At 61.6% G+C, this 4,739-nt stretch carries 6 protein-coding genes and 1 pseudogene; 3 read left to right on the top strand and 4 right to left on the bottom strand.

What is annotated here, in order from left to right:
• Both NDB2M1_RS22485 and NDB2M1_RS00145 read left to right on the top strand, forming a co-directional pair.
• Positions 1 to 256: pseudogene (locus NDB2M1_RS22485) on the top strand (hypothetical protein); the annotation flags it as partial.
• A gap of 6 nt (positions 257 to 262) precedes the next feature.
• A complete protein-coding gene (locus tag NDB2M1_RS00145; RefSeq protein ID WP_072378555.1) occupies positions 263 to 724 on the top strand; it encodes a hypothetical protein in 462 nt (153 codons plus the stop codon).
• 116 nt (positions 725 to 840) lie between these two features.
• Here the strand turns inward: NDB2M1_RS00145 and NDB2M1_RS00140 are convergent, their stop codons facing one another.
• From NDB2M1_RS00140 to NDB2M1_RS00125, 4 genes are read right to left on the bottom strand one after another with little or no spacing between them, the layout of a single operon-like run.
• Positions 841 to 1,647: an alpha/beta fold hydrolase gene (locus NDB2M1_RS00140; protein WP_072378553.1), complete on the bottom strand. Its 807-nt coding sequence runs from the start codon at positions 1,645 to 1,647 to the stop codon at positions 841 to 843.
• The gene (locus tag NDB2M1_RS00135; protein WP_072378557.1) at positions 1,631 to 2,278 is read right to left on the bottom strand and encodes an RraA family protein; all 648 of its coding nucleotides are present in this window, start codon (positions 2,276 to 2,278) and stop codon (positions 1,631 to 1,633) included. Before NDB2M1_RS00135 ends, NDB2M1_RS00140 begins: the two co-directional genes overlap by 17 nt.
• A 5-nt stretch (positions 2,279 to 2,283) precedes the next feature.
• Positions 2,284 to 2,964 (bottom strand): RraA family protein, encoded by a 681-nt coding sequence (locus NDB2M1_RS00130; RefSeq protein ID WP_072378551.1) that lies wholly within the window; start codon positions 2,962 to 2,964, stop codon positions 2,284 to 2,286.
• A complete protein-coding gene (locus NDB2M1_RS00125) occupies positions 2,961 to 3,635 on the bottom strand; it encodes an RraA family protein (RefSeq protein ID WP_072378548.1) in 675 nt (224 codons plus the stop codon). The genes NDB2M1_RS00130 and NDB2M1_RS00125 overlap by 4 nt, the downstream gene beginning before the upstream one ends.
• Before the next feature lie 119 nt (positions 3,636 to 3,754).
• Here NDB2M1_RS00125 and NDB2M1_RS00120 point away from each other — a divergent pair, with 119 nt between their 5' ends.
• On the top strand, positions 3,755 to 4,675 hold the full coding sequence (locus NDB2M1_RS00120) for a LysR substrate-binding domain-containing protein (RefSeq protein WP_072378546.1): 921 nt from the start codon (positions 3,755 to 3,757) through the stop codon (positions 4,673 to 4,675).
• Positions 4,676 to 4,739 lie beyond the last annotated feature (64 nt).

Raw genomic sequence — 4,739 nt, 5'->3', positions numbered from 1 at the left:
GCGCAACGTCGATGAAGGGGCCGAAGTAGGGTACATCCGCGACGGGAAACTTGTCAGGATAGCGGCCGATGCCAGCATCCTCGCCTGCTACAACGTGATGATCCCCTATATGGTCAGGAATATCCCCCAACGGCAACTCGAAGCGTTGCGCGCGAACGTCAAAGGGCCGCCTGTCTACGTCAATGTCGCGTTGCGCAACTGGCATGCGTGGCACAAGCTCGGGGTCGCAATGGTCTTCAAGCCCGGCGGCATGTAACACTGGATGCAACTCGATTTCCCCGTCAGCTTGGGTGACTATCGTTTCTCCGCCTCACCCGATGAGCTGATCGTCGGGCATGTCGACTATGTGCCGAGAGCGCCCGGTCAAGGTGACAAACGAACCCAGAACCGGCTGGGCCGGGCCAAGCTCTACGAGATGACTTTTGCCGATTTCGAGCGGCCATTGCGGCGCGAAATGACCGATGTGCTGGGCCCGGGCGGATTTGATTTTGATCGCCATGTCGCCGGCATTACGATCAATCGCTGGGCCCATGGCTATTCCTGCAGCGAAGATTCGTTGTCCGGCGATCCCGGCGATTTCGCGGCGCATCGGATCAACGCGGTCAAGCCCATCGGCTGGATTGCTATTGCCAATTCTGATGCGGCGTTCACTGCATATACCCACGCAGCGATCGCAGAAGGGCATCGCGCTGTTGAGGATGTCATGACGTTCCTTAGCACCTAGGCTGACATGCCTAGATCCTGACCTTGGCGTCCACGCAATTGCATTGGCAGTCTGGAATGGGTGCAATCCATTTCCTGCGCGGGAGAGCACGGCGTCTTGGTTGCGGGCCGCGAGGGTCAGGTAGAGCCGCGCTGGAACTCGGCGATCCGCCGCCACATCTCCGCTGGGGCCGAATACATCGGCCAATGGTTGCTTTGTGCGATTCGAGCTAGCGCGATTCCCTTCGAAGCGAGAGCGGCGAGGTAGGAGAGATGCGCGTTCTCGTCGCCATACATGAACAGCTTCGGGCAAGGGAGACCGACAAAGCGATCCATCAGCCGTCCGTTGTCCGACAGATCGACCATGGACGTAAAGATGGGCCGCACGGCCTCGACATGGACCTTGTGGCGCAGACCAGCGGCATAGAGTGCGCTCGCGAGCGCGGGGGCTCGGCGGGCCCGCTCAATGAAATCGTCGAGGAAGCGCTGCGCATCTTCCGACGGGTAGTCATGGATCTGCCGACTGAGAAAGCAGTCCTCGGGCGCGACATTTCCTTCGATGTTCACAAAGCTCAATACCCGCTGCGGACAGGCATGTGCTAGAAGCAGCGCGGTAAGTCCGCCCATCGAATGGCCTACAAGATGAAAGCGGTCGAAGCCGACGCGGTCCAGCATCGCCATTGCGGTCTCGACGAGGAACGGAATACTGATCTTCGAAGGGGCCACGCAAACAGTCTCGCCGCATCCTGGGGCATCGTAGGCGAGGAATGGCTGGCCATCAAAGGCAGACCAGCGCGCAATGTCGGCATAGTCTTCCTTGGTCGAGCCGAAGCCATGCAGGAAAAGGATCGGCGCCCCCGTCCCGCCGCGCTGCAGCGCTGCAACGGCCAGGCCGACCTGCTGCACGACAATCTGGTGAGAGGCATGCTCAAATACTGGCTTCATCGGCCACCTTACGCCAACGTGTCAGGCCCAGCAAATCAAGCGTTGTGCGCCCTCCCAAAAGTGCGTCCATCAACACGGTCTCCGTCGCGGCGCGCCTTTCCCCGCGTTCGATGGCGCCAGCGGCGGCTTCAGCAGGCAGTATGAGTACCCCGTCATCGTCGGCCACCACCAGATCACCGGGCCCGACCGGGGTGCCTGCAAGCAGGATCGGCAGACCGACGGAAGGCGCGCTGGCCTTGATCGTGCCGCGCATCGAAACACCTCGTGCAAAGACCGGAAACCGCCGCGTCCGCAGCGCAGTGACATCGCGCACACCACCATCAATGATCAGCCCGGCGACTCCGGCAACTTCGGCCGCAACAGTGAGTACTTCGCCCCAATACCCTGCCACAAAGCCTTTCGCATCGACAACGAGGACGGCGCCGCGCGGTGCCCGCTCCATGGCGAGATGGATCGCCAGGTTGTCTCCGGGTGAACACTGCAACGGAAAGGCATGACCAGCCACTGTCGCGCCCGCCCAGACCGGGCGAATGAGGGGATCGACAGACGCGGAGGGGATGGCTGCGGCCTCAAACAGTGTCGAAGTGCCGAGCGTCAGCGCCCGTTCGAGTTGGTTCGGCCCATAAGACACCGGACTCATCCCCGGCGCTGCAGCAGGTGATAGTTGAGCGCCTTGCGGGCTTCGCGCAAGGACATGCCGTTGCCGATACGCGCCCGGATGCCAGCTTCGGTCTCCTCGATCCGCCGGGCAGCCTCGGCGACCTCGGGTGCGCGCTTTCGGGGCACGAAGACGACGCCATTTGCGTCCGCAACCACGATGTCACGGCTGGTCACGCGAACTGATCCGATACTGACCAACTCGCCAATAGCGGCCACCTCGACCCGGTCCTTGCCGGTGCGCATGAACCGGCCGACGGAAAACAGCGGATAGCCACTACCAAGCGCCTTCGTCACATCGCGGCAGACACCGTCTATCACGGAGCCCGCAATGCCGCGAAGTGCGGCATACTCGGTCATGATGTCACCCCAGACAGTGCAGTCCGTCCGTCCGCCATTGTCGATCACCACGATGTCGCCCTCGGCGACATCATCAATGAAATCGCCCACCGTTCCCGGTGGAACAGCGGCCGGCACATACCGCACGGTGAAGGCAGGGCCGACAACCGCCTGCCGATAGTCGGCAAGCGGCACGATCCCCAGCGCCTGACCATGAATGCCAAAGCGGTCGAGCGCATCGGACACGGCGGGCGTATCAAGCCCTGCGAACAGCGCCACCAGGTCACGATCCTCGCTCGACTGCTGCCGCAGCGTGCTCATTTCGCCCCCCGGTCCAGACTGGTGCCAATGGCTTCGAACTCTCTATCGTGCATTACATCGGCGACCGAGCGACCCTTGCGGACTGCCGCGACCATTGCGGTCTGGCGCTTGTCGATTCGCTCGGCAAGGTCAAGCACAGCCCCGATTACGTCTGCCGCGATGAATGCAGTGCCGCAACGATCGGCAATCACGAAATCGTCCTCGCGGACAGTCACACCGGCCATGACCACCGGCGTTCCCGACGCGATCTGGATCAGGCGATTGCGTGCCGAGATCATCGTCACCCCTCTGCCGTATACCGGATAGCCGAGCGCTTCGCTGCCTGCGATATCGCGCGAGCAGCCGTCTATGATCGAGCCACGGATTTGCCGCGCCACTGCGGCGTTGGCCAGAATGTCACCCCAGCAGGAAACGCCTTCGATGCCGCCGGCGATCACCAGCACCCGCCCTTCCTCCGTAATCGCATCAATAACTGGGGAAATCAGGTGTACAGCAGGCGCTGCATCCGTCTTTGGTCCCAACTGGACGGTCGAGGCGCGACCGACAACAGCCGGGCAATCCCACAATGGGCGAAGACCATAGGTGGCACCGGGCAAGCCGAGAAAATCCAGCGCATCGGAAATGGTGTTGCTGTCAAGCGCGCCCAGGCGCTCCAGTGGGTTGCGGGGCATGGCGGATGGTCTCTGGTTCGGAACACGTGATCCTCGGCAACTTTATATGATAGGTAAAGCTTGATTATGGTAATGCTGTGATACGTATATCGTAACATTAGCAAGACAGAGACACCGCTATGCAGACGATCGACTTTCGGCTCTTTCGGCACCTGTGGATGTTTCTTGCCGTTGCCGAGGAGCTGCATTTTGGCCGCGCTGCGCGGCGTCTCGGAATGTCGCAGCCGCCGCTGACCGAGCAGATCAAGGTGCTCGAACGCTCGCTCGGCCTTACCCTGTTCAACCGCTCACGACGTGGCACGGCGCTCTCTCCGGCAGGTGCGGCGCTCCTGCCGGCAGTGCGCCAGTTTGCCGCACAGGTGGAGCGGCTCGAACAGGTGGTACGCGAGGTGGCAGCGGGTCATTCTGGCGTGCTGAGAATCGGCGCGATCAGCGCTGCCATGCTCGAGACAGTGCCGATCATCCTTGCGGGGCTGAGAGAGTTGCATCCCAATCTCACAGTGACCATTCAGGAGATCGACAGCGCCGAGGCGCTGCACGCGCTTGAGGCGGGCGAACTCGATATTGCCTTTGCACGGATCGAAGGGAAGGCGGGGCCATCGATTGCCTCGCTGCCCCTGACCGAGGATCGCCTTGGGGTTGCACTTCAATTGGATCATCCACTTTCGAACTTGCGGGAGGTGCCACTGGGCGCGCTCGCCGGCGAACCCATGGTCATGTCCTCGCGAAGGGTCAGCCCGATCTACTTCGACATGCTCACAGCCTTGTGCCGCAATAAAGGCTTCTCGCCCCGCATTCTCCACGAGGTCCGTTCCGTGATGTCCCAGATCGCCTATGTCGGCTGCGGGCAGGGGCTGGCGCTTGTGCCGACATCAACAAGCAGGCTCGCGCCAACAAATGTGGTCGTTCGCCCGCTTGAGGATCACATCATGGTTGTTACCGCCGCGCTGGTCTGGGACAAGCGGCGCGTTCATCCAATCCTGGATACGATCGTCGCAATTTCGACCAGAACGGCCATCCCCTCGTTTGACTCTGTCTGATACGCCGAGTTCTGTCATCAACTCCGCGTTAGCTCTCCTTTTTGCTCGGGTGCTGTCTACTGGG

The organism is Novosphingobium sp. NDB2Meth1, assembly GCF_900117425.1.
Taxonomy (GTDB): domain Bacteria; phylum Pseudomonadota; class Alphaproteobacteria; order Sphingomonadales; family Sphingomonadaceae; genus Novosphingobium.
Note: the sequence above shows the minus strand (reverse complement) of the source record. Positions and strands in the feature narration are given on the sequence as shown.

What these genes read in the sequence shown, in the direction of transcription:
- NDB2M1_RS00145 (WP_072378555.1), top strand. Translation starts at nt 263, where the DNA reads ATGCAACTCGATTTCCCCGTCAGCTTGGGTGACTATCGTTTCTCCGCC.
- NDB2M1_RS00140 (WP_072378553.1), bottom strand. Translation starts at nt 1,647, where the DNA reads ATGAAGCCAGTATTTGAGCATGCCTCTCACCAGATTGTCGTGCAGCAG.
- NDB2M1_RS00130 (WP_072378551.1), bottom strand. Translation starts at nt 2,964, where the DNA reads ATGAGCACGCTGCGGCAGCAGTCGAGCGAGGATCGTGACCTGGTGGCG.
- NDB2M1_RS00125 (WP_072378548.1), bottom strand. Translation starts at nt 3,635, where the DNA reads ATGCCCCGCAACCCACTGGAGCGCCTGGGCGCGCTTGACAGCAACACC.
- NDB2M1_RS00120 (WP_072378546.1), top strand. Translation starts at nt 3,755, where the DNA reads ATGCAGACGATCGACTTTCGGCTCTTTCGGCACCTGTGGATGTTTCTT.